Genomic DNA, 22859 nt, shown 5'->3' on the forward strand with positions numbered 1-22859 from the left:
GCCCGGCCAGTCGCACTGGCCGGGCGCCCCTCTGTTGTGCGTACGCGGACCGTCGCGCCGACGGTTACGCCGACTTCTCGTGGCGGCCGTCGCTCTTCACGATGCGCGGCTCGCGCGGGACCAGCGTCGGGTTCACGTTGTCGCGCACGACCTCCGCCGTGATGACGACCCGGGCGACGTCCTTGCGGGACGGCACCTCGTACATCACCGACTGGAGCACCTCTTCGAGGATGGCGCGCAGACCGCGCGCGCCCGTGCCGCGCAGGATCGCCTGGTCGGCGATGGCCTCCAGGGAGGGGCGGTCGAAGTCCAGCTCCACACCGTCGAGTTCGAAGAGCCGCTGATACTGCTTCACCAGCGCGTTGCGCGGCTCGACCAGAATCTGGAGAAGGGCCTCGCGGTCCAGGTTGTGGACGGAGGTGAGGACCGGGAGGCGGCCGATGAACTCCGGGATCATCCCGAACTTCACCAGGTCCTCCGGCATGACCTCCTGGAACTGGTCGCTCGCCTCGATCTCGCGCTTCGAGCGGATCGTCGCGCCGAAGCCGATGCCCTTCGCTCCCGCGCGCGACTCGATGATCTTCTCCAGACCGGCGAAGGCGCCGCCCACGATGAAGAGCACGTTCGTCGTGTCGATCTGGATGAACTCCTGGTGCGGGTGTTTCCGGCCGCCCTGCGGCGGTACGGAGGCGGTGGTGCCCTCCAGGATCTTCAGCAGGGCCTGCTGGACGCCCTCGCCGGAGACATCGCGGGTGATCGACGGGTTCTCGCTCTTGCGGGCGACCTTGTCGATCTCGTCGATGTAGATGATTCCGGTCTCGGCCTTCTTGACGTCGTAGTCGGCCGCCTGGATCAGCTTCAGCAGGATGTTCTCGACGTCCTCGCCCACATAACCGGCCTCCGTGAGCGCGGTGGCGTCGGCGATCGCGAACGGTACGTTCAGCATGCGCGCGAGCGTCTGGGCGAGCAGCGTCTTGCCCGAGCCGGTCGGGCCCAGCAGAAGGATGTTGGACTTGGCGAGCTCGATCGCGTCCTCGCGCCCCGACACTCCGCCGTTCTCGCCGGCCTGAACGCGCTTGTAGTGGTTGTAAACCGCCACGGAGAGGGCCTTCTTCGCGGGCTCCTGGCCTACGACGTATCCCTCGAGGAACTCGTAGATCTCGCGCGGCTTGGGCAGTTCCTCCCACCGCACCTCGGAGGTCTCCGCGAGCTCCTCCTCGATGATCTCGTTGCAGAGGTCGATGCACTCGTCGCAGATGTACACACCGGGACCCGCGATGAGCTTCTTCACCTGCTTCTGGCTCTTCCCGCAGAACGAGCACTTGAGCAGATCGCCGCCATCACCGATGCGTGCCACGAGGTGCTTCCCCTTCGCCTGGGAGCAGCCTGGTTCAGCGGCTCCTGTGCCTCATATCCGACGGTACCTTGCCCGGGCCCTCGTTCGGGCCCCCCTTGGCGCGGTTCACACATGGTCGTGGGACCGCGCCAAGGGCGCCGGGTGTGTCAGGCGGCCGCAGCGGCCGTGGTCTTGCGGGTCGACACGATCTGGTCGACAAGTCCGTACGCGAGCGCGTCCTCGGCGGTCAGGATCTTGTCGCGCTCGATGTCGTCGCGGACCTTCTCGATCGGCGTCGTCGAGTGCTTCGCCAGCATCTCTTCGAGCTGGGCGCGCATCCGCAGGATCTCGTTGGCCGCGATCTCCAGGTCGGAGAGCTGCTCCCGGCCGGTCTGGCTGGACGGCTGGTGGATGAGCACACGCGCGTTCGGCAGCGCCAGTCGCTTGCCGGCGGTGCCGGCGGCGAGCAGCACGGCGGCGGCGGAGGCGGCCTGGCCCATGCACACGGTCTGGATGTCCGGCTTCACGAACTGCATCGTGTCGTAGATGGCGGTGAGCGCCGTCATCGAGCCACCGGGGCTGTTGATGTAGATCGAGATGTCGCGGTCCGGGTCCATCGACTCCAGGCAGAGCAGCTGCGCCATGACGTCGTTGGCGGAGGCGTCGTCGATCTGCACCCCGAGGAAGATCACGCGCTCCTCGAAGAGCTTCGCGTACGGGTCGTACTCGCGCACGCCCTGCGACGTGCGCTCCACGAAGCGCGGGACGACGTAACGGTTGTCCACCTGCGGGCCGGTGTAGAGGCCGCTCGCGGAGTAGTTGTTCATGTGGGTGTTCACCATCCTGTGGCGTTCGGTGGGCTGGGCCGGCTGGTCGGGGCTGGTGATCTCAGGCCCCGGTACCGCCGCCGCCCGGAACACCCGAAGCAGCGGAGATGATCTCGTCGATGATGCCGTAGGCCTTGGCCTCCTCGGCGGTGAACCAGCGGTCGCGGTCACCGTCGCGGATGATCGCCTCTTCCGTCTGGCCGGTGTGGCGCGCGGTGATCTCGGCCATGCGCTTCTTCGTACGGAGCAGCTGCTCGGCCTGGATCTTGATGTCGGAGGCGGTGCCGCCGAGGCCCGCGGAGCCCTGGTGCATGAGGATGTCGGTGTGCGGCAGCGCGAAGCGCTTGCCCGCGGTGCCGCCGGTCAGCAGGAACTGGCCCATCGAGGCGGCGAGGCCCATACCGATGGTGACCACGTCGTTCGGGATGTACTGCATGGTGTCGTAGACGGCCATGCCGGCCGTCACCGAGCCACCGGGGCTGTTGATGTAGAGGTAGATGTCCTTCTCGGGTTCGGCCGCGAGGAGGAGGAGCTGCGCCGTGATCTTGTTGGCGATGTCATCGTCGACCTGCTGGCCGAGGAAGATGATCCGCTCTCCGAGCAGCCGGCTGTAGACCTGGTCGCCGAGGCCACCACCGAGGGACGGCTCACCGGCGGCGTAAGGCATCAGATTCGTCACGTATACACCTGCTCGTCTCTGACGGCTGCGGCCGTCTCAGCGTCTTCGTACCGGGGACGGGAGACTCCCCTGCCCTCGTATTCATGGACCCTAACGCGCTGGTCGGCGCGGGCCATCCCGCTTCCGTGGCTGTTCGCTGGGAGCGCAAGGCAGTTGGGGCCCCATACGGCCCTGAGCGGGCCTGCCGGCCCGCCCCCGGCCCCCCGTGCCACCCCGGGCACCGTCGGGCCCTCACCGGTCCCGTACGGCGCCGGGGGCGTACGGGACGGGCCCCGGTCGCGTGTGCGTCCGGGGCCCGTCCTGGCGTTCAGAGCGAGACGGCTCAGGCCTCGTTCTTGTCGGCCTTCTCCTCGGCCTTGGTGTCGGCGTCGGCGGCCTCGACGGTCTCGGCCGACTCGTCCTCGTCCTCGTCGTTCAGGTCGACGATCTCACCGTTCGTGTCGATCACCTTGGCGGCCTCGACGACCACCGCGAGCGCCTTGCCGCGGGCGACCTCGCCGACCAGCATCGGCACCTGGCCACCCTCGACGACCGCCTGGGCGAACTGGTCGGGGGACATGCCGGAGGACTGCGCGCGCCGCATGAGGTGCTCGGTGAGCTCCTCCTGGTTGACGTTCAGCTTCTCCTTGTTCACCAGCTCATCCAGGATGAACTGGGTCTTGATGCCCTTCTCCGCCTGCTCCTTGGTCTCGGCGTCGAACTCTTCCTCGGTCTTGCCCTGGATCTCCAGGTACTTCGCGAGGTCGAGGCCCATCTGACCGAGCTGGTGGTGCTCCAGGTTGTGCTTGCGGGTGTTGATCTCCTCCGCGAGCAGCTTCTCGGGGATCGGCACCTCGGCCAGCTTCAGCAGCTCGTCGAGGACGCGCTCCTGGGCCTGGGTGGCCTGGTCGTACTGCTTGCTGCTCTCCAGGCGCTTGCGGCTGTCGGCCTTCAGCTCGTCGAGCGTGTCGAACTCGCTCGCCATCTGGGCGAACTCGTCGTCCAGCTCGGGCAGCTCGCGCGCGGCGACCTGGCTGACCTTGACGGTGACCTCGGCGGCCTTGCCCTCGGCGGCGCCGCCCTTCAGCTCGGAGGTGAAGGTGGCCTCGCCGCCGGCCTCCAGGCCGATGACGGCCTCGTCGATGCCGTCGAGCAGCTCGCCGGAGCCGATGGTGTACTGCACGCCGGTGGCGACACCGTCGGGCAGGACCTCGCCGTCGACCTTGGCCTCAAGGTCGATCGTCACGACATCGCCCTCGGCGGCGGCGCGCTCGACCGGGTTGGTGGAGGCGAAGCGGTCGCGCAGCTGCTCGACCGACTTGTCGACGTCCTCGTCACTGACTTCGATGGAGTCGACGGTGACCTCGATGCCCGAGTAGTCGGGGATCTCGATGACCGGACGGATGTCCACCTCGGCGGTGAAGGCCAGCAGCTCGCCGTCCTTGAGCTCGGTGATGTCGACCTCGGGCTGGCCGAGGACATTGAGCTCACCCTCGTTGACCGCGTCGGTGTAGAACTTCGGGAGGGCGTCGTTGACGGCCTCCTCCAGCACAGCACCACGGCCGAACCGCTGGTCGATGACGCGGGCCGGGATCTTGCCCTTGCGGAAGCCCTTCACCGTGACCTGCTGGTTGATCTTCTTGTACGCCGCGTCGAGGCTGTCCTTGAGCTCCTCGAAGGGCACCTCGACAGTGAGCCGAACCCGGGTCGGGTTCAGGGTCTCCACGGCGCTCTTCACGGTTCGGTCTCCTTGGTGGCTGATTCTTGGGTTCTGCCGGTCCGCCGCGGTGCGGCGCGATCCAGCGGATCGGCCCGGTTCCTCAGAGACTCTGCGGACACACGGGCGCGCAGCTTGCATAGTAACCGGAAGCGGGAAGAGCCCCACAATGCGATCTTGCGACGCGATCTTGAAAAATGGTCGGGGTGGCCGGATTCGAACCGACGACCTTCCGCTCCCAAAGCGGACGCGCTACCAAGCTGCGCCACACCCCGTCGGTGCGACACGTAGGGTACATGCCCGCGGGGGTGCGGCCGACCGCTTTGCCCGGTGCCCTGACCGCCTCTTTACCGGTGTGCGGCGAGCGCCCGGAACCCGCTACGATGTGGTCCGTGCCGAGGCCGCATGACCTGCGGCACGACGCGTGCGGGCGTAGCTCAATGGTAGAGCCCTAGTCTTCCAAACTAGCTACGCGGGTTCGATTCCCGTCGCCCGCTCTTGTGCAGAACTCATGGGTCGGAGCCGGTTTCCGTGTGACACGGAGGCCGGCTCTCCTCGTTTCCGCTCCCGCTCCCGCCGCCAGGGCCATCCGCGGCCGAAGCCGCCGGCGCTAGAAGCTGATCTTGTTGATCATTTCCGCCAGGGAGTTCATGAAGTTGTTCACCGACGGAGCGATGTTGGTGGAGGCGAGGAAGAAGCCGAACAGGATCGCGACTATCGCGGGGCCGCCCTTGAGGGAGCCACCGCGTATGAGCACCACGAGAACGACCGCCAACAGAACCACCACAGACAGCGAAATGGCCACACTGATCACACCCTCGGTCGGTCCGCCTAGCCCAGCCCCGGGGAGCGCGCACGCCACACCCCCGCTCCGACCATCGTGCCATCAACCTCCGTGCGGATGTTGTCCGGTGACGAATCCGCGACATCACGATCGCGCCAATCACGCCCCCCGCGCGCCGGGTTCCGCACGAGCGCGACGCGCACGGGCCGGCCGCGCGTGAATGGCATGTGGACGCGAATTCAAATCCATCGCCTTCCAGCGGGCACACATCATTCACAACCCATTCCCCCGTTTCGCGCGACCGGTCGACGGGCGCATTGACCGGGATCGGTCACGCATAAGAGATCTCATCGATATGCCCCTTTTAATACTGATTAACCAGGGCATATCGCTTGGTTGTCGGCGGTTTCAGATTCGAATGGGTTACCTGACGGAGAGGTTTTACGAATTGGTTTGAGCGCGGCTAGGGTGCCTCGAATGTTCCAGGCGCCGCATTCCGACGAGACGTCCACGCTCCCCCGCGCGTTTCCGGCCGCGGAGGCGGATCCCGCCACCGGAACCAGAGCTTCCGCGGTGGCCGACACGCCGGTGCCGACCGGGCCCCGGCCCGCCGGTCCTGCCGCGGACCCGAGCGCGGATACGAGCGCGGGGTCCACCAAGCGCGACGCGTTCTTCGACAACGCCAAGTACCTGGCGATCGTCCTGGTGGCGGTGGCGCACTTCTGGGAACCCGTCATGGAGGGCAGCCGGGCGACGCGCGCGCTCTATCTGGTCGTCTACGCCTTCCACATGCCGGCCTTCGTCCTCATCTCCGGCTACTTCTCCCGGAGTTTCGCCGCCCGCCCGCACCAGATCAGGCGCCTGGTGACCGGGGTGGCCGTGCCGTATGTCGTCTTCGAGGTGGCGTACTCGCTCTTCAAGCGGTACGCGGACGACAGCCCGGACCAGCCCATCAGCCTGCTCGACCCCTGGTATCTCACCTGGTTCCTGGCCGCGTTGTTCATCTGGCGGCTGACCACCCCGCTCTGGCTCTCGCTGCGCCACCCGCTGACGGTGGCGCTCGCTCTCGCCGCGCTGGCGTCGCTCACGCCGGGCATCGGCGCGGACCTCAATCTTCAGCGCGTGCTCCAGTTCGGGCCGTACTTCGTCCTGGGGCTGCTGCTCAGGCCCGAGCACTTCCAGCTGGTACGGCGCCGCGAGGTGCGGCTGCTCGCGGTGCCGCTGTTCGCGGGCGCGCTCGTCCTCGCGTACTGGGCCGGCCCCCGGATCGCGTCCGGCTGGCTCTACCACAGCGCCAGCGCCCAGCAGTTGGACTTCCCCTGGTGGGCGGGGCCCGTGATGACGTTCGCGCTCTTCGGCTGCTCACTGCTGCTGACAGCCGGATTCCTGGCCTGGGTGCCCCGCCGCCGGACCTGGTTCACCGCGCTGGGCGCGGGCACGCTCTGCGGCTATCTGCTGCACGGATTCCTGGTCAAGGGCGCGGAGTACGGCGGCCTCTTCGCCGCGTACCCGTGGCTGGCCGGCCCCGCCGGGAAGGTCGTGCTGACCGTCGTGGCCGCCGCCGCGGTGACACTGCTGTGCACGCCTCCGGTACGGCGGCTGCTGCGCTGTGCGACCGAGCCCGAGATGCGGTGGGCGTTCCGGCGCGAGGCGGAGGCACGTCCTTCTCGGTAGTCACGCGCGCTTCTCGGTAGTCACGCCCGCTCGGCGACCGGCCCGCCCCGGGCCCCGTCGAGCCCGCTCCCGATTCGTCCGGTTTCCCCGTCCACAGTTGCTCAATAAACCGTTTGGTAAACTAATTACTGACGATTTCTTGACGCCCCTTTGACTTGACGGAGGAACGATCCCATCGGACACGCAGAGACCCTCATAGCCATGGGCGGCGCCTTCCTCGCCGCCGCCGTACTCGCCCGTCTGGGCAGCCGCATCGAGCTGCCCACCATTCCCCTGTTCATCCTCGCCGGGATCCTGCTCGGCCCCCACACCCCCGGCATCGTGCTGGTCAAGGACCCGCACGAGCTGGAGATGCTCTCCGCCCTCGGGCTGGTCCTGCTGCTCTTCTACCTCGGCCTGGAATTCCATCTGGACGACCTCAAGGCGGGCGGCCGGAAGATGGCCCTCGCCGGTGGCGCGTATCTCGCGCTGAACGTGGGCGCGGGGCTCGGCTTCGGCTTCGCGCTCGGCTGGGGCACGTCGGAGGCGCTGGTGCTCGCCGGTGTGCTCGGTATCTCCTCGTCCGCGATCGTCACCAAGGTCCTGGTCGACCTGGGCCGGATCGGCAACCCGGAGACCAAACCGATCCTCGGCATCATCGTGGTCGAGGACATCTTCCTGGCCCTCTATCTCGCCGCGCTCCAGCCCATCCTGTCGGGTGCGGACAGCGCCTCGGCCGCCGTCATGGACGGCGGGAAGGCGTTCGGCTTCCTGCTGCTGCTGGCGCTCGCCGCCCGGTTCGGCACGAAGGTCGTCGGACGGCTCATGAACACCAAGGACGACGAGCTTCTCGTCATCTCCTTCCTCGGCGCGGCGGTCCTCGTGGCCGGTGTCTCCGAGTGGTTCGGGGTCGCGGACGCCATCGGCGCGTTCATGGTCGGTCTGATGCTCGGCGGCACCACCTCGGGCCCCCGGATCCGTAAGCTCGTCCACCCGCTGCGGGACGCGTTCGGCGCGATCTTCTTCTTCGCCTTCGGGCTGTCGATCAACCCGGGTGATCTGCCCACCGTGCTCTGGCCCGTGCTCGCCGCCGCGGCCGTGACCCTGGTGATGAATGTCGCCGCGGGGCTGACCGCGGCCAGGATCTTCGGTTTCGGCGCCCAGCCCGCGGCGAACATCTCGACGACCCTGCTGGCCCGGGGCGAGTTCGCGCTGATCCTCGCCACGATGGCGGCGGGCGCGGGGCTCGACAGCCGGCTCGCTCCGTTCATCGCCGGATATGTCCTGGTCCTCGCGGTCCTCGGCCCGCTGGCGGCGGGCAGGTCGCACTGGCTGGCCCGGATCCTGCCGGGTGGCAGGACCGGTGGTGACGGCCCGGGATCCGCGGGGAACGAGCCCTCGTACGCCCCCGATTCGGGCGACAGGGGGGCACCGGTGACGAGCTGACGCCCATGCTTTTACCACCACCCGCGACGGCCCGTACCACCCTCCGCGCTCCCCTCCGCCCATCACGGCGGAGGGGAGTTCTGTCTCTACGCGAGGTGTCCGGCTCTCTAGGGCTCGCGGCAGATCAGCAGCAGCGCGCGGTCGTCGTTCACGTCCTTCGCGACCGCCTCGATGAGATGCCAGGCCGCGCCCTCGAAGCCCGGGACGACATAGCGGTCGGCCTCCCCCGTGAGCCGGTCGATGCCCTCGCCCAGATCGCGGCCAGGGGCCTCGACCAGCCCGTCCGTGAAGAGCATCAGCACGTCACCGGGGCGCAGTGAGCCCTTGACCGGGTCGAACTGCGCCCCTCCGTACACCCCCAGCAGCGGGCCCTCGCCCGACTTCTCCTCCCAGCGGCCACTGCCCGCGTGCAGTTGGAGAGCGGGCAGATGGCCCGCCGACAGCAGTTCGAAGTCGCCCGAGTCCAGATCGAGCACGAGATGGATGGAGGTGGCGAAGCCCTCGTCCCAGTCCTGCCTGAGCAGATAGCCGTTGGCCGCCGGGAGGAAGCTGTGCGACGGGAGGGAGCCGAGGAGTCCGCCGAAGGCGCCCGAGAGCAGCAGGGCCCGGGAGCCCGCGTCCATGCCCTTGCCCGAGACATCGGTCAGGACGACTTCGAGCGTCCGGCCGCCGTTCGTCCTGGCGGCCACCACGAAGTCGCCCGAGAAGGACTGGCCGCCGGCCGGGCGCAGCGCCATCTCGCGGTGCCAGCCCTTGGGGAGCCGGGGCAGGGCGCTCTGCACCCTGATCCGTTCGCGCAGGTCGAAGAGCATCGTCCCGCCGCGCCGCCAGGGAACCCCGACGCGCGCCCTGAACTGGGCGATCAGCAGTCCGAAGAGCCCGCAGGCGGCGACCACGAGCACCGTGCCCGGGGTGACGCGGGCCGGGCCGTCCGGGTACGGGCCGAGGACCATCGACTCGATGATCAGCGCGGCGGCGGCAGCCGCGTACAGACTGAGCAGACTCGCGGGTCGCAGCAGCAGCCCGCCGGCCACGATCGGGAGGACGAGCGCGGAGGGCGCGCACCAGACGGGGACGGCGATGGTGGTGAGCGTGATGGCCGGGATGGTGAGCAGCAGACCGACGAGGGCGATCCAGTCCGAGCCGTCGCCCCGGAAGTAGTCCACCCCGGATTTGCGCACGCCGTTGCGGACCCGGTGCAGCTTCCTGCGCATCCGGGCCGAGTAGGATTCCGCTCCCGCGACACCGGCCATTGTTGTGGACCCTATCGATCCGTCCGCCCGGCGTGCAGGGGGACCCCTGTGACATTGCGTTCGAAATCGGGTCGCCTCGTTGTCGTACCCCTGGTACTGATGGCATATGACTATCGATCTACGGGTACTGAAACCGGCCGAATGGGACACCTGGTACGGGGCGTTGGAGCTCGCGTTCGGTGGTGTCCCGGACACGATCGGGGAGACCGGGCTGATGCGGGATCTCACCGAGTTCGACCGCTCGCTCGGGGTCTGGGACGGGGACGAGTGCGTGGGCACGGCGGGGGCGTTCAGCTTCCGGCTCACGGTGCCCGGCGGTGCGCAGGTCCCCGCGGCCGGTGTGACGATGGTGAGTGTCGCGGCGACGCACCGCCGGCGCGGGGTGCTGACGTCGATGATGCGGCGCCAGCTCGATGATGTCAGGTCGTGGGGCGAACCGCTCGCCGTGTTGACGGCCTCCGAGCCGGTGATCTACGGACGCTACGGCTACGGCGTCGCGACCGAACAGCTCTCGGCGGAGATCGACACCTCCCGAGTGCGGATCTCGATACCCGAAGGATCGGACGATATACGTCTTCGTCGGGTGAAACCGGATGACCCGGTGGTACGCGACGCGTGTGAAGCGGTGTACGCCGCGGAGGTCGCGGGGCGGCCGGGGATGCTCGCCCGCCGGCCTGGCTGGGAGCGGCATCCGGTCGTCGACGCCGGACAGGTGAAGGACGGCATGTCGGCGCTCCAGTGCGTGCTGGCGGAGCGGGACGGCGAGGTGGTGGGGTTCACGCTCTTCCACAACAAGCCGGAGTGGGACAGGTCGGGCCCGAAGGGGACGATCGAGCTGCGGGATCTGTACGCCCTGGACCCGGCGGCGTACGCGTCGCTCTGGGACTTCCTCTTCTCGATCGATCTGACATCGGCGGTCCGGGCGGGCAACCGGCCGCCGGACGACCCGTTCCAGTATCTGGTCTCGGACATCCGGCGGTGCCAGGTGCGGCTGCGGGACTCGCTGTATCTGCGGCCGGTGGAGGTCGGGGCCGCGCTGGAGGCCCGTACGTACCGGACGCCGGTGGATGTGGTGCTGGAGGTGACGGACGCGTTCTGCCCCTGGAACGAGGGGCGTTGGCGGCTGTCCGGCGACTCCAAGGGCGCGTCCTGCGAGCGCACCGCCGATGAGGCCGAGCTGGCGCTGTCCGTGAACGAGTTGGGTGCCGCGTATCTGGGCGGCGTCTCCCTGGCGGCGCTGGCGCGCGCGGGGCGGGTCCGGGAGATACGTCCAGGAGCGCTGGGCGAGGCATCGGCCGCGTTCTCGTCGGAGATCGCGCCCTGGCTGCCGCACGGGTTCTAATCCGGTCCTAAGGCGTTCCCCGGCGCTGCTGGCAGCCCGGGCACCAGAACAGGTTGCGGGCGGCGAGGGTCGCGGTGCGGATCTCGTCGCCGCACAGCAGGCAGGGCATCCGCGCCCTGCGGTAGACGTACACCTCGCCGCCGTGATCGTCGACGCGCGGCGGGCGGCCCATCGCCTCGGGGGTGTGCTCGGGGCGGACGGTGTCGATCCGGTTGTTCCGTACCCCTTCACGCATCAGCGCCACCAGATCCGCCCAGATCGCGTCCCACTCGCGGCGGGTGAGGTCCTTGCCCGCGCGGTACGGGTCGATGCCGTGCCGGAAGAGGACCTCGGCGCGGTAGACATTGCCGACGCCCGCGATCACCTTCTGGTCCATGAGCAGGGCGGCGACGGTCGTACGGGACCGGGAGATCCGCGCCCAGGCCTTCTCGCCGTCGTCCACGCGGCGCAGCGGGTCCGGGCCGAGGCGGTCGTGTATCGCCGCCTTCTCGGGTGCGGTGATCAGGGCGCAGGTGGTGGGGCCGCGCAGATCCATGTACGCCGTCCCGGAGGCGAGCCGCAGCCTGACCGTGTCCGTGGACGGCGGGGCCGGCGCGTCGCCGAAGCCGACCTTGCCGAACAGGCCGAGGTGGATATGGACCCAGCCCTGGTCCTCGAAGCCGAGGAAGAGATGTTTGCCGTGGGCGTCGACGCCGTCGAGGACCCGGCCGTCGAGCAGCGCCGCGCTGTCGGAGAACTTGCCCTGCGGGCTGCTGACCCGGGTCGGCCGGCCGCCGAACCGGTCGAGATGGTCTTCGGCGAGCCGGTGGATCGTATGCCCCTCGGGCACGGGATCTCCTCTGTGACAGGTCCTCGGTGACATGGCTGTGCCGCCGGGGGCGGGCCCGGCGGCACCTGGTGAGTCCGGGGCCTCAGTCCTGCTGGGGGTGGTGGGCCGGGACCGGCGGGAGCTCGTGGGTCGACTCGTAGTCGGTGAGCATCTGGATACGGCGCGCGTGGCGCTCCAGGCCCGAATACGGGGTGCTGAGGAAGACCTCGACGAACTTCGTCGCCTCGTCCCGCGTGTGCATCCGGCCGCCGACGGAGATGACGTTGGCGTCGTTGTGCTCGCGCCCGAGAGCCGCCGTCTGCTCGCTCCAGGCGAGGACGGCGCGGACACCCTTGACCTTGTTCGCGGCGATCTGCTCGCCGTTGCCCGAGCCGCCGATCACGACGCCGAGACTGTCCGGGTCCGCCGCCGTGCGCTCCGCGGCGCGCAGGCAGAACGGCGGATAGTCGTCCTCGGCGTCATAGATGTGGGGTCCGCAGTCGACGGGCTCGTGGCCATGGGCCGTGAGCCACTCGACAAGGTGGTTCTTGAGTTCGTAGCCGGCATGGTCGGAACCGAGATACACGCGCATGAAGCGAAGTGTGGCACGCGGGGTGTGGCTCACGCTCCGCTGGGTAGCGGTCAGCGGGGTCAACCTTCCGGTAACCCCACGTACAGCTCCGGATAACGAAACGGAATCATTGCTTCCGCTTCTGGGAGCCGAACGTTTGAATGCCGGGACTCACTACTTGAGTGGACCGAAGACGTAAGGATTGCCGCATGACCTCCCTGCCGTCCCCCACGAAGGAAGGCGGAAATCCCAGCGAGCCTGGGAATCCGCAGTCCTCCGACGGCCTGCAAGCCGGTCTCAAGAACCGTCATCTGTCCATGATCGCGATCGGTGGAGTGATCGGCGCCGGGCTGTTCGTCGGCTCCGCTTCCGGTATCGCCGCCGCGGGTCCCGGCATTCTGCTCTCCTACGCGCTGGTCGGCCTGATGGTCGTACTCGTCATGCGCATGCTGGGCGAGATGGCCGCGGCGCGGCCCAGCTCCGGATCCTTCTCCGCCTACGCGGACCAGGCGCTCGGCCGCTGGGCCGGGTTCTCCATCGGCTGGCTCTACTGGTTCTTCTGGGTGGTGGTGCTGGCGGTCGAGGCGACCGCGGGCGCCCAGATCCTGGAGGGCTGGATACCCGCCGTGCCGCAGTGGGCGTGGGCGCTGATCGTGATGGTCGTACTGACCGCCACGAACCTCGCGTCGGTGGCCTCGTACGGTGAGTTCGAGTTCTGGTTCGCCGGCATCAAGGTCGTGGCGATCGCGGCGTTCGTCGTCGTCGGTCTGCTCGCCGTCTTCGGTCTCCTGCCGGGGTCCGACAATCCGGGCGCGGGTCTCGCGCATCTCACGGACAGCGGCGGATTCCTGCCCAAGGGGCCAGGGGCGATCCTGACCGGCGTGCTGATGGTCGTCTTCTCCTTCATGGGCAGCGAGATCGTCACACTCGCGGCCGGGGAGTCCTCGAACCCGCAGCGGGCCGTCGCCAAGGCGACCAACAGCGTGATCTGGCGGATCGCCGTCTTCTATCTGGGCTCCATCTTCGTCGTGCTGACACTGCTGCCCTGGAACGATCCGTCGATCCTCAAGGAGGGCTCGTACGTCGCGGCGCTGAACTCGATCGGAATCCCGCACGCCGGGCAGGTGATGGACTTCATCGTGTTGACGGCCGTCCTGTCCTGTCTGAACTCCGGTCTCTACACGGCCTCCCGTATGGCCTTCTCGCTCGGCCTGCGCGGGGACGCGCCCCAGGCGTTCGCCCGGACCAACGCGCGCGGTGTCCCCACGGCCGCCATCCTGTCGTCCGTCCTCTTCGGGTTCGTCGCCGTCTTCTTCAACTACCAGTGGCCCGACACGGTCTTCGCGTTCCTGCTCAACTCGTCGGGCGCGGTGGCGCTGTTCGTATGGCTGGTCATCTGCTTCACCCAGTTGAGGATGCGCGGCATCATCCTGCGCGAGGCGCCGGAGAAGCTGGTCGTACGGATGTGGCTCTTCCCGTATCTGACCTGGGCGACGATCGCGATGATCTCGTTCGTACTGGTCTACATGCTCACCGACGACACGGCGCGCGAGCAGGTGCTGCTTTCACTGCTGGTGGCGGCGCTCGTGGTGGCGATCGCGCTGGTCAAGGAGGCGCGTGGGCGGAAGGAGAAGGCGGCGGAGGCCGACGTCCGGGGGTGAATCCTCCCCTCCCGTGTCAGGCGCGCCGGTGGAGGCGGAAGGCCGCGAGCCCCCGTGCGGTGATCACCGCGGTCGAGGCGAGGGCGGTCACGGCCGTCCAGATGACAAGGGCGGGCCAGGCGTAGGCGACCTGCGCCAGGGTTCCCGAGCGGTTCATCAACAGGCCGAAGAGTGCGGCGAGTTGCGTGAGGAAGAGAAGGGGAAGTGCGTACGGCAGCAGCCGCGCCACTCGCCGCCACGGTCGCCCCGCGGTGCGCCGGGCCCACCGGCGGGCCCGGAGGACGCCACGGACGCCGAGGCCCGTCGCCAGCAGGGTGAGGGCCGCGAGGACCCAGTCGGCCGTCATGGAGAACGGCTCGGCCACCTCGGGGCTCTCGCCCCTGGCAAGGTCGACGAGGCCGTCCGAGATCTGCGGCGCGTCGTCCCCGGAGATCATGCCGGTGTTGGTGACGACCGCGATACCGATCCCGCTGTCGGGCAGCAGGGTGGCGATCGAGTTGTGGGTCAGCAGCTGGCCGGTGTGCTGGATCTCCCTGGGTTCGCCGTCCTCCGTGCTCTCCGACCAGCCCATCGCGTAGTGGCCCTCCGGCGGTGAGGTGGGCGGTGTGTGCGTGAGATCGATGGTGCGTGCGGTGGCGACCCGTCGGCCGTCGGCGGTCACGCCCTGGTTGTTCTGGGCGATCAGCCACCGCGAGAGGTCGTCGGCCGTGGTGACGACTCCGTGGCCGCCCGCGGTGAACCAGCGGGGATGGGGACGGGAGAACACCGAGCCGTACGCGCGGACGTAGCCGCGCGCGCCATCGGGCATGTCGTCGGTGGTGTCGACGGACGTGGTGCGCGTCATGCGCAGCGGCTGGAAGATCTCCGCGGCCAGGAAGTCGGCGAAAGGCCGGCCGCCGACGACCTCGACCAGGCGGGCCGCGACGAAGTAGTTGGGGTTGTGGTAGCTGTACCTGGTGCCGGGATCGGCGGCCAGGTGCGCCTCGCGCATCGCGGCGACCGCCTCCTTGAGAGTCCCCGGTTGGGCGCGCCTGAGATCGGGGTAGGCGGAGTCGGCCATGCCGGAGGTCTGGGTCAGCAGCTGCCGGACGGTGATCTCTCCGGCGCGCCGGTCGGCCATGGTGAACTCGGGCAGATAGCGGTGCACGGGCTGGTCCAGGTCGACCCTGCCCGCCTCGACGAGCCGCATGACGGCGAGTGCGGTCATGGACTTCGACAGCGACGCCACCGGTACGGGCGTCCGCGCGGTCATGGCCCGCCCGGACGCGCTGTGCCCATAACCGGCGGTGTGCACAACCCGGTCGCCCTTGGTGACGGTGACCACCGCGCCCGGCAGACCCGTCCGCTCCATGTAGTCCCGTACGTAACGGTCGATGGCAGGCGGGTCCAAGGTGGCGGCGGGTTTCGCGGCGGACGCGGGCGGGGCGGCGGCCAGCGTGGCCGCGATGCCGAGCGCGGCCACCAGGGCGGCCAGTGCGCGACGGACCCCGGACCCGGCGGCGCGTGCGGCGGGGGCGGTGCGTGCGGCGGGGGCGGTGCGTGCGGCGGGGGCGGTGCGTGCGGCGGGGGCGGTGCGTGCGGCGGGGGCGGTGAACATTCTCATGGGGCCCAGTGCACCGGGCCGGACCCCGCCGGCGCATTGGCGTACACGGGAGTCCAAAGGTAGTGCCGGCACTACCGTTTCGAGCTCCCCGCCCCGGTACGGTCGAGCGCGTGCGACACCGAACCGCCTGGCAGGCCCTGGCCCAGACCCCGCTGAAAGTGCTCGGCTCCTGCTGGCCCTGGCGGGCGTTCGCCTATCTGCTGTCCGGGGTCGTCTTCGGCGCCGTCACCACCACCGTTCTGGTGATCATGCTGGTCGCGGGGGTCGTTTCGCTGGTCGTCGCCGTGGGGGCGGTGTTCCTGCTCGGCGTCGCGCTGTCCGGCATCGTCGTCACCCGCTTCGAGCGGTGGCGCCTGCGTCTCGTGGACCTGGATCCGGTGCCGGACCCCCACCAGACCCCCGAACGGGCCGGGCCGCGCGGCTGGCTGCGCACGCGGCTGCGCGAGCCCGCGACCTGGCGCGAGCTCGGCTTCACCGCCGTGTCGGTGACCGCTCTGTGGTGGATGGATCTCCTGGTCCTGGGATTCGCCCTGGCCGTCCCCGTACTGGTGATGCTGTCGCCGGTCGACGATCCCGATGCCTGGCCCCTGCTGATCGTCGGCCTGTGTCTGCTGCCCGCCGCGCCGTACACCATCACCGCCTGGGCCGGTGCGCGGGCGGCGGTCACGCGTCTGATGCTGGCACCCCGCGACAGCGAACTGGGGCGCCGGCTGACCGACGTACGAGCCTCCAGGGCACGTCTGGTCGACGCCTTCGACGCGGAGCGACGCCGGATCGAGCGGGATCTGCACGACGGAGCTCAGCAGCGGCTCGTCTCGCTCAATGTGATGCTCGGCCTGGCCCGTCTCGATGCCGAGCCCGGCTCCTCCCTGGCCGGGCAGCTCGGCAACGCCCAGGAACAAGTCACCCTCGCCGTCGACGAGTTGCGCGAGCTGAGTCGGGGCGTCCACCCCAAAGCCCTCACCGACCACGGTCTGACAGCGGCGGTCGAGAACCTCGCGACCCGCTCCGTCCTGCCCGTGACGGCCGACATACGCCTGCCCCGCCGGGTGCCCCTCCCGGTGGAGACCACGGCGTACTTCGTGATCGCCGAAGCCCTGACCAACGCCACCAAACACAGTCGCGCGACCCGGGCCCGGGTGCACGCCCGGCTGGACACCGACGTCCTCACCCTGTCCATCAGCGACGACGGCATCGGCGGCGCCGACCCGGAGGCGGGCACCGGTCTGATCGGCCTCGCCGACCGCGTCGCCGCCGCGGACGGCAGACTCCGCGTCTCCAGCCCGCGGGGCGGCCCTACACTCCTGCACGTGGAGCTGCCGTGCCGCTGACCGTCGTACTCGCCGAGGACTCCCCGCTGATGCGGGACGGGCTGGCCGGTGTGCTGACCCGGTTCGGCCATCAGGTGCTCGCCGCCGTCGGCGACGCGGACGCCCTGCTCACCGCGGTCCGGGAGATCGGCCCCGACATCGTCGTCACCGACGTCCGCATGCCACCGGACAACACCGACGACGGTCTGCGCGCCGCCATCGCCCTGCGCCGCGAGCGGCCGACGCTGCCTGTCCTGGTCCTCAGCCAGTACATCGAGCAGTCCTACGCCGCCCATCTGCTCGACCTCGGCAGTGACAGCGGCATCGGCTATCTCCTGAAGGACCGCGTGAGCGCCGTCACCGAGTTCGTCGACGCGGTCACCCAGGTCGCCGCCGGTGCGACGGTCGTGGACCCCGAGGTGGTACGCCAGCTCCTGAACCGCCGCCACGACCCCCTGCGACGGCTCACCCCACGGGAACGCGAAGTCCTCGCCCTCATGGCCGAGGGCCACGCCAACGCCGAGATCGCCCGCGAGCTGTATGTCACAGAAGCGGCGGTGAACAAGCACGTCAGCGGCATCCTGCAGAAACTCGGACTCCACCTGGACGGGCAGGGACACCGCCGCGTCCTCGCCGTCCTCACCTACCTCCGCGCCTGACCCGGCGCGGTCGGCCCTCGGATGAGGTCGGTGAGGTCAGCCGCGGCGGCCGATGAGCTTCCACGCGGCGGGCAGCGCGCCCATCGCCAGGGCCGCCTTGAGCGCGTCCCCGAGCAGGAAGGGCACCAGACCGGCGCTGACGGCGGCACTCAGTGACATCCCGGTGTAGAGCGCCAGGTAGGGCACGCCCACGGCGTAGATGATCACCGAACCGAGCACCATCGTGCCCGCCGTACGCGGTACGGAGCGGTCGCCGCCGCGGCGGGCCAGCGCGCCCACCACCGTGGCGGCGAGCAGCATGCCGAGGACATAGCCGAAGGAGGCGAAGCTCAGCCCTGAGCGGCCCTCCGCGAACCATGGCATTCCGGCCATGCCGACCACCGCGTAGAGCGCGAGGGAGAGGAAACCGCGGCGGGCGCCGAGCGCGGTGCCGACGAGCAGCGCGGCGAAGGTCTGGCCGGTGACCGGGACGGGCGAGCCGGGGACCGGTACGGCTATCTGCGCCGCCACTCCGGTGAGCACCGCTCCCCCGACGACCAGGGCGATGTCCCGGGTGCGGGTGGCGGGGAGCAGATCGGCGAGGACCGCTCCGGTACGGGGGGCTGCGGCAGCAGTACTCATGGGGTCTCCGCGGTCGTGGGGCGTCGGGCTTCCGACGTCGGGTTACGGGCTTCTTGCGGCATGCGTCGAACGGGTCGAACAGGTCGAACGGGTCGAACAGCCCGACGGTAACCGACGGTCCCGCGCCGTATCACCGTCGGTCATCCACAAAGGGGAGGTCAGCGCGTTGTCAGAGATGGCACAAAGTGCCACTCCGGCAACGGCCGCGCGGCGCTGTCCATTCAGACAGGCCCAGGACCATCGCCCGATCGGCGCACGATCCTGTTGCTGCTAGCGTGCAGTTGCATAGGATGTGCAATAAGAGGCCGGAGGGTTTGACCATGGCGGTATACACGCTTCCTGAACTTCCGTACGACTACGCGGCGCTCGAACCGGTCATCAATCCGCAGATCATCGAGCTGCACCACGACAAGCACCACGCGGCCTACGTCAAGGGCGCCAACGACACGCTCGACCAGCTGTCGGAGGCGCGCGACAAGGAGTCCTGGGGCGCGATCAACGGGCTGGAGAAGAGCCTCGCGTTCCATCTCTCCGGCCATATCCTCCACTCGATCTACTGGCACAACATGACCGGTGAGAACGGGGGCGGCGAGCCGCTCGCCGCGGACGGCGTCGGCGACCTGGCGGACGCGATCGCCGAGTCCTTCGGCTCCTTCGCCGGCTTCAAGTCCCAGCTGACCAAGGCCGCCGCGACCACCCAGGGCTCGGGCTGGGGCGTGCTCGCGTACGAGCCGGTCAGCGGCCGGCTGATCGTCGAGCAGATCTACGACCACCAGGGCAATGTCGGCCAGGGCTCGGTGCCGATCCTGGTCTTCGACGCCTGGGAGCACGCCTTCTATCTCCAGTACAAGAACCAGAAGGTGGACTTCATCGAGGCCATGTGGCGGGTCGTCAACTGGCAGGACGTGGCGAAGCGTTACGCGTCCGCCAAGGAGCGCGCCCAGGGCCTGCTGCTCGCCCCGTAGGACCGGCGGGCCGCCGCGGACACCGGGCCGTACGCGTCCTGCTCGTGATCGTCTTCTCACCTTTCACGTGCGGGCGGAATGAGGGAGGACCCCCGCGAGGACGTGACTCGCGGGGGTCCTTCTGTAAGGCGGAGCTGATATCGGCCGCTACTGCCGGTACTGCCGGTACTGGATCAGTCGAAGATGGGGCCCTGGGTACGCGTCCTCTTGATCTCGTAGAAGCCCGGGATCGACGCGACCATCAGCGTGCCGTCCCAGAGCTTCACGGCCTCCTCGCCCTTGGGGGCCGGGGTGACGACCGGGCCGAAGAAGGCGATCTGCTCGCCGTCCGCGCCGGGGACGGCGATGACGGGCGTACCGACCTCCTGGCCGACCTTGTCGATGCCCTCCTTGTGGGAGGCGCGCACTTCGGCGTCATAGGTGTCGGAATCCGCGTATTCGATCAGATCGGCGGGCAGACCGGCATCGTCCAGCGCGGCGACGATCGCCTCGCGGGTCGCGCCCTCGCCCTGGTTGTGGAAACGGGTGCCGAGCGCGGTGTACAGCGGCCCCACCACCTTGTCACCAAGCTTCTGCTGGGCCGCGATGACCACACGCACCGGGGCCCACGCCTTGGCAAGGCCCTCGCGGTACTCCTGGGGGATGTCCTTGTCCTCATTGAGGACGGCCAGGCTCATCACATGCCAGCGGACCTCGATATCGCGGACCTTCTGCACTTCGAGGACCCAGCGGGAGGTCATCCAGGCCCAGGGGCACAGCGGGTCGAACCAGAAGTCGACGGGAGTCTTCTCGGACATGTCTCTCCTCATGAACGGCTGCGAACGCACCTCACGTCAACAACGTCCCGGCCGGTCGGGGGCATTCCCGGATGCCGCACGTCAGTGGCACATGCGAGGATCGTGGCTGTTTCGGACGAGCCACGAAGGCGAGCCACAAAGGAGTGACCGTGCCCGGTGAGAACCTGTCCCGCGAAGAGGCCCGTGAGCGGGCCGGCCTGCTGACCGTAGACGGGTACGAGGTGGACCTCGACCTGCGCTCGGCGGTCGGCGAGGTGCCGGGCGGTGCGACACCGAGCGGTGAGGCACCGGGCTCGGACACGCCACCGCGGACATTCCGCTCCCTGACGACGATCCGGTTCCGCTGCGCCGAGCCCGGGGCCGCCACCTTCGCCGATCTGATCGCCCCGGACGTGACCGCCGTGACGCTCAACGGGGCGGAGCTGGACCCGGCCGCGGTCTTCGACGGCTCGCGGATCGCGCTGGACGGCCTGCTGGCGGAGAACGTCCTGGTGGTGGACGCGCGGTGCGCGTACAGCCGTACCGGCGAGGGCATGCACCGCTTCGTCGACCCGGAGGACGGCGAGGTCTATCTCTACACGCAGTACGAGCCGGCCGACGCGCGCCGGGTCTTCGCCAACTTCGAGCAGCCGGACCTCAAGGCTCCGTACCGCTTCCGGGTGACCGCGCCCGAGGGCTGGACCGTATGGGGCAATGGCGAGGGCACGCTGACCGACGGGGTCTGGCACTTCGCCGAGACGAAGCCGATCTCGACGTACATCACGGCGGTCGTGGCCGGTCCGTACCACTATGTGACCGACTCCTACCACCGCACGTTCGACGACGGCACGGTCCTGGAGATCCCGCTCGGCGCGATGTGCCGCAAGGGGCTCGCCCGGCACTTCGACGCGGACGATGTCTTCCTGATCACCAAGCAGGGCCTGGACTTCTTCCACGACCACTTCGACTACCCGTATCCGTTCGGGAAGTACGACCAGGCGTTCGTGCCCGAGTACAACCTCGGCGCGATGGAGAACCCCGGTCTGGTGACATTCCGCGAGGAGTACATCTTCCGCGGACATGTGACGCAGGCGTCGTACGAGCGACGGTCGAACACCATCCTGCACGAGATGGCCCATATGTGGTTCGGCGATCTGGTGACCATGCGGTGGTGGGACGACCTGTGGCTGAAGGAGTCGTTCGCGGACTTCATGGGATCGTTCGCGCAGGTGGGGGCGACCCGCTTCACCAATGGCTGGACGACCTTCGCCAACAATCGCAAGTCATGGGCGTACCGCGCGGACCAGCTGCCGTCCACCCATCCGATCACGGCCGACATCCGTGATCTGGAGGACGCCAAGCTGAACTTCGACGGCATCACCTACGCCAAGGGCGCGTCGGTGCTGAAGCAACTGGTGGCGTACGTGGGCCAGGACGCGTTCCTGGAGGGCGCCCGGCGCTACTTCAAGCGGAACGCGTACGGCAACACGCGGCTGGCCGATCTGCTCTCCGTACTGGAGGAGACGTCCGGGCGGGACATGGCGGGCTGGTCCCGGTCATGGCTGGAGACCGCCGGGCTCAACTCCCTCACCCCTCAGGTGATCTTCGATGCCGAGGGGCGGATCACCGAACTGGCCGTGGTCCAGGACGCCGCCGAATCACACCCGGAGCTGCGGCCGCACCGGGTGGCCATCGGGCTGTACCGGCGTACGCCGGAGGGCGAACTCGTACGGTTCGCCCGTACCGAGACGGATGTGGCCGGGCCGCGCACGGTCGTCACCGAACTGGCGGGCGCGGAGCGGCCGGAGCTGATCCTCGTCAATGACGACGATCTGACCTATTGCAAGATCCGTTTCGACGCGGGCTCGCTGGACACCCTGCGCGCGTATCTCGGTGACCTCAGCGATCCGCTCGCCCGCGCCCTGTGCTGGTCCGCGCTCTGGAACCTCACGCGCGACGCGCTCATGCCGGCCCGGGACTTCATCGGTCTGGTGCTCACCCACGCGGGCCGTGAGACGAGCATCGGCGTGCTCCAGATGCTGCACGCCTGGGCCGAATCGGCGCTCACGCACTACGCGGCTCCGGCCTGGCGCGAGGAGGGCGGGCGGCTGCTGGCCGAGGGCGCGCTGCGCGAGCTGCGGCTGTCCGAGCCCGGCAGTGAGCACCAGCTGACCTGGGCCCGCTTCTTCGCCTCCGTCGCGTCGTCGGAAGCGGACTTCCAGCTGCTGCGCGGGCTGTTGGACGGTACGGCGAAGATCGACGGTCTCGATGTCGACCAGGAGCTGCGCTGGGCGTTCCTGGGGCCGCTGGCCGCGCACGGGCGGGCGGACGAGTCCGTCATCGACGACGAACTGGCCCGCGACGACACGGCGTCGGGCAAGCGGCACCAGGTGCGCTGTCTGGCGGCCCGGCCGTCGGCCGCCGTCAAGGCGCAGGCATGGGCCCAGGTCGTCGAGTCGGACGCGCTGTCGAACGCGCTGGTCGAGGCGACGATCGCCGGTTTCGCCCGGTCGAACCAGCGGGAGCTGCTCGCGCCGTACGCCGCGAAGTACTTCGAGGTGATCGAGCGGGTGTGGGCAGAGCGCTCGATCCAGATCGCCATGGATGTGGTGCGCGGGCTCTTCCCGGGGCTCCAGGGGGACCGCCGGACCCTGGACGCGGCGACGGCGTGGCTCGATTCGCACCGGGACGCGGCGCCCGCGCTGCGCAGGCTGGTGCTGGAGGCGACGGACGATCTGGCGCGCGGGCTGCGCGGTCAGGAGTGCGACACGGCGGCGGCCGGCTGACGGCGGCCGACTGACGGGGGGCCTCTGATCGGCAGTCGAACGCCCTTACTTTAGGACGATCTTGTCCGGTTTTGCCGACAAAC

The 22859-nt window shown here is 69.2% G+C and carries 19 protein-coding genes and 2 tRNA genes; 9 read left to right on the forward strand and 12 right to left on the reverse strand.

Going from position 1 to position 22859, the window contains the following annotated elements; genetic code table 11:
• Nucleotides 1–64: 64 nt before the first annotated feature.
• From clpX to M1203_RS10850, 5 genes are all read right to left on the reverse strand, one after another.
• The gene (clpX, locus tag M1203_RS10830; protein ID WP_249949362.1) at nt 65–1357 is read right to left on the reverse strand and encodes an ATP-dependent Clp protease ATP-binding subunit ClpX; all 1293 of its coding nucleotides are present in this window, start codon (nt 1355–1357) and stop codon (nt 65–67) included.
• A 146-nt stretch (nt 1358–1503) separates the two neighbouring features.
• Nucleotides 1504–2178 (reverse strand): ATP-dependent Clp protease proteolytic subunit, encoded by a 675-nt coding sequence (locus M1203_RS10835; RefSeq protein ID WP_030352382.1) that lies wholly within the window; start codon nt 2176–2178, stop codon nt 1504–1506.
• A gap of 46 nt (nt 2179–2224) precedes the next feature.
• On the reverse strand, nt 2225–2830 hold the full coding sequence (locus M1203_RS10840) for an ATP-dependent Clp protease proteolytic subunit (protein ID WP_030352383.1): 606 nt from the start codon (nt 2828–2830) through the stop codon (nt 2225–2227).
• 334 nt (nt 2831–3164) lie between these two features.
• Nucleotides 3165–4559, reverse strand: a complete 1395-nt coding sequence (tig, locus tag M1203_RS10845; protein ID WP_249949363.1) for a trigger factor — start codon at nt 4557–4559, stop codon at nt 3165–3167.
• A gap of 177 nt (nt 4560–4736) precedes the next feature.
• Nucleotides 4737–4813 (reverse strand) — tRNA-Pro (locus M1203_RS10850).
• 151 nt (nt 4814–4964) lie between these two features.
• On the opposite strand from M1203_RS10850, the gene M1203_RS10855 reads away from it, so the two are divergent.
• A tRNA-Gly gene (locus M1203_RS10855) sits at nt 4965–5035 on the forward strand.
• A gap of 113 nt (nt 5036–5148) precedes the next feature.
• Here M1203_RS10855 and M1203_RS10860 read toward each other — a convergent pair.
• On the reverse strand, nt 5149–5343 hold the full coding sequence (locus M1203_RS10860; RefSeq protein WP_249949364.1) for a hypothetical protein: 195 nt from the start codon (nt 5341–5343) through the stop codon (nt 5149–5151).
• Nucleotides 5344–5799: 456 nt separating this feature from the next.
• Here M1203_RS10860 and M1203_RS10865 point away from each other — a divergent pair, with 456 nt between their 5' ends.
• The gene (locus M1203_RS10865; protein ID WP_249949365.1) at nt 5800–6996 is read left to right on the forward strand and encodes an acyltransferase family protein; all 1197 of its coding nucleotides are present in this window, start codon (nt 5800–5802) and stop codon (nt 6994–6996) included.
• Between the two features lie 201 nt (nt 6997–7197).
• Nucleotides 7198–8421, forward strand: coding sequence for a cation:proton antiporter (locus M1203_RS10870; protein ID WP_249949366.1), 1224 nt, complete (start codon nt 7198–7200; stop codon nt 8419–8421).
• A 107-nt stretch (nt 8422–8528) separates the two neighbouring features.
• Here the strand turns inward: M1203_RS10870 and M1203_RS10875 are convergent, their stop codons facing one another.
• Nucleotides 8529–9674, reverse strand: a complete 1146-nt coding sequence (locus M1203_RS10875) for a PP2C family protein-serine/threonine phosphatase (protein WP_249949367.1) — start codon at nt 9672–9674, stop codon at nt 8529–8531.
• A 106-nt stretch (nt 9675–9780) separates the two neighbouring features.
• Between M1203_RS10875 and M1203_RS10880 the strand changes: the two genes are divergently transcribed.
• The gene (locus M1203_RS10880; protein ID WP_249949368.1) at nt 9781–11016 is read left to right on the forward strand and encodes a GNAT family N-acetyltransferase; all 1236 of its coding nucleotides are present in this window, start codon (nt 9781–9783) and stop codon (nt 11014–11016) included.
• A gap of 7 nt (nt 11017–11023) precedes the next feature.
• Here M1203_RS10880 and M1203_RS10885 read toward each other — a convergent pair whose 3' ends face one another.
• Both M1203_RS10885 and M1203_RS10890 read right to left on the reverse strand, forming a co-directional pair.
• Entirely contained in the window at nt 11024–11845 is an 822-nt protein-coding gene (locus M1203_RS10885) for a DNA-formamidopyrimidine glycosylase family protein (protein WP_249949369.1), read from the reverse strand.
• An 82-nt stretch (nt 11846–11927) separates the two neighbouring features.
• Nucleotides 11928–12416, reverse strand: a complete 489-nt coding sequence (locus M1203_RS10890) for a ribose-5-phosphate isomerase (RefSeq protein ID WP_249949370.1) — start codon at nt 12414–12416, stop codon at nt 11928–11930.
• 188 nt (nt 12417–12604) lie between these two features.
• Between M1203_RS10890 and M1203_RS10895 the strand changes: the two genes are divergently transcribed.
• Nucleotides 12605–14056: an amino acid permease gene (locus tag M1203_RS10895; RefSeq protein WP_249949371.1), complete on the forward strand. Its 1452-nt coding sequence runs from the start codon at nt 12605–12607 to the stop codon at nt 14054–14056.
• Nucleotides 14057–14072: 16 nt separating this feature from the next.
• On the opposite strand, the gene M1203_RS10900 is transcribed toward M1203_RS10895, so the two are convergent.
• Nucleotides 14073–15659: a serine hydrolase gene (locus M1203_RS10900; RefSeq protein WP_249949372.1), complete on the reverse strand. Its 1587-nt coding sequence runs from the start codon at nt 15657–15659 to the stop codon at nt 14073–14075.
• A gap of 110 nt (nt 15660–15769) precedes the next feature.
• Between M1203_RS10900 and M1203_RS10905 the strand changes: the two genes are divergently transcribed.
• Nucleotides 15770–16990 carry a sensor histidine kinase gene (locus M1203_RS10905; protein WP_249949373.1) on the forward strand — a complete coding sequence of 407 codons (1221 nt, stop codon included), beginning with the start codon at nt 15770–15772 and terminating at the stop codon, nt 16988–16990.
• Nucleotides 16981–17628 carry a response regulator transcription factor gene (locus M1203_RS10910; protein ID WP_249949374.1) on the forward strand — a complete coding sequence of 216 codons (648 nt, stop codon included), beginning with the start codon at nt 16981–16983 and terminating at the stop codon, nt 17626–17628. Before M1203_RS10905 ends, M1203_RS10910 begins: the two co-directional genes overlap by 10 nt.
• Before the next feature lie 36 nt (nt 17629–17664).
• On the opposite strand, the gene M1203_RS10915 is transcribed toward M1203_RS10910, so the two are convergent.
• Nucleotides 17665–18249, reverse strand: coding sequence for a biotin transporter BioY (locus M1203_RS10915; RefSeq protein ID WP_030352395.1), 585 nt, complete (start codon nt 18247–18249; stop codon nt 17665–17667).
• A gap of 320 nt (nt 18250–18569) precedes the next feature.
• Here M1203_RS10915 and M1203_RS10920 point away from each other — a divergent pair, with 320 nt between their 5' ends.
• Complete coding sequence (locus M1203_RS10920) at nt 18570–19214, forward strand: superoxide dismutase (RefSeq protein WP_249949375.1); 645 nt, start codon at nt 18570–18572, stop codon at nt 19212–19214.
• Nucleotides 19215–19387: 173 nt separating this feature from the next.
• Here M1203_RS10920 and M1203_RS10925 read toward each other — a convergent pair whose 3' ends face one another.
• Nucleotides 19388–20011 carry a DsbA family protein gene (locus M1203_RS10925; RefSeq protein WP_283958451.1) on the reverse strand — a complete coding sequence of 208 codons (624 nt, stop codon included), beginning with the start codon at nt 20009–20011 and terminating at the stop codon, nt 19388–19390.
• Nucleotides 20012–20160: 149 nt separating this feature from the next.
• Here M1203_RS10925 and pepN point away from each other — a divergent pair, with 149 nt between their 5' ends.
• The gene (pepN, locus tag M1203_RS10930) at nt 20161–22776 is read left to right on the forward strand and encodes an aminopeptidase N (RefSeq protein ID WP_249949377.1); all 2616 of its coding nucleotides are present in this window, start codon (nt 20161–20163) and stop codon (nt 22774–22776) included.
• Nucleotides 22777–22859: the final 83 nt, after the last annotated feature.

The organism is Streptomyces sp. 35G-GA-8 (assembly GCF_023534745.1).
Classification (GTDB): Bacteria; Actinomycetota; Actinomycetes; order Streptomycetales; family Streptomycetaceae; genus Streptomyces.